We start from the raw sequence: 1,227 nt of genomic DNA, 5'->3' as shown, positions 1-1,227 counted from the left end.
GCTATTTTAGGTCTATTCTGTTCGTTTTTACACCGGTTTATATGGGACAGCCCTGCCCCCCCCCCCCCACTTCACAAGTCGTCCCAATTTAGCCCGCCATACAGGGCTAGACTCACTAGCACTGTATAGCCAATTCTCACCAGATAGGAACTACCCCGGTACAAAACGTCGCGACTTCGCTTACCACACAAATGCCGATGTCATGGTCCGCGGTCAAGTGGCATACCTTTTACTGGGACGATCTGGCTAAACAATCAATCTTCGAGATTATGCTCTCGAGCTATATTGATCATTTTTTCAATTGCTTTCCGGCTTGTGATCATTTCTTTGGCTAATCCTGCCGTTTCAACTGCTGAAGCATAATTTTTAAAAATCAGATAGCATGTATCACCTTCAGAGTTTAGATCTAGATCTGCAGGGTATACATCCAATCCTGCTGCAACTCTGGCTGCAAGAACCAGGGCCTGAATACCATAACCATTCATATGGTAATCGTTAATGATGTCCGTTTTATACGCCTCTTGAAGCCAGCCCCAATTATCAAATGAAACACGTACATCACTCCATTCAGAGTCACGGCCATCAATAACTATAAATGGATGAAAAGTTGTTTTATCAGTATTGGACATTAAATTTCCTAATGATTCCCTGGCACAGTTGCTGCTAAGAGGCAAGTTTGAGGTAAGATCAAACTGAAATAATAACGCCTGCACCCAATTACTCGCATAGCTTCGCCCCAAGGGAAAAGTATGAGTTAAACGGCACTTTTGCGGCGCTCCAGTAGCTGATAGCGTATAATTTAAGCGGCTTGTCAAATGACATATGTAGTATAAACCCAGTAAAATATGGGAGCGCACAATACCCATCCTATAAAAATTATTTTAAAAAACCCATCGCGCTCCTCCAAACCCAAAGTCGCCAAACTTTGCCTCTCTGGCTGCACTATTGGGTAGAAAACTCTATATATCCTTATTGCTAAGATACCCACAGCTATAGGAATAGCAACCACGGCAATAACCCCTAACAGCAAAGCCCATATCTCCCACGGTGCATCACCACCTCTTCTCATCTGCATTCCCCCATTCAATTTTCACCCAACAATTAGTTCAAAAAAGATTCTTTATATTTCAGTATTTTCGCCGCTTTATGTTTTTTTGGGAAGCCCATATGACCCACAGGGCTGTCCCATATAAATCAGCTTAAATCGTGACTGTAATTATCTTGTCT

At 42.6% G+C, this 1,227-nt stretch carries 1 protein-coding gene; it reads right to left on the bottom strand.

The window, feature by feature from the left end; genetic code table 11:
• Positions 1-254: 254 nt before the first annotated feature.
• Entirely contained in the window at positions 255-629 is a 375-nt protein-coding gene (locus MO867_RS22115; RefSeq protein WP_252473202.1) for a hypothetical protein, read from the bottom strand.
• Positions 630-1,227 lie beyond the last annotated feature (598 nt).

The organism is Microbulbifer okhotskensis, from assembly GCF_023895975.1.
GTDB classification, from domain to species: Bacteria; Pseudomonadota; Gammaproteobacteria; order Pseudomonadales; family Cellvibrionaceae; genus Microbulbifer; species Microbulbifer okhotskensis.
This window is presented reverse-complemented; position numbering and strand designations above follow the sequence as displayed.

Bases quoted from the DNA above. Each gene is read 5' to 3' on its own strand.
- MO867_RS22115 (WP_252473202.1), bottom strand. From the start codon at position 629: ATGTCCAATACTGATAAAACAACTTTTCATCCATTTATAGTTATTGAT.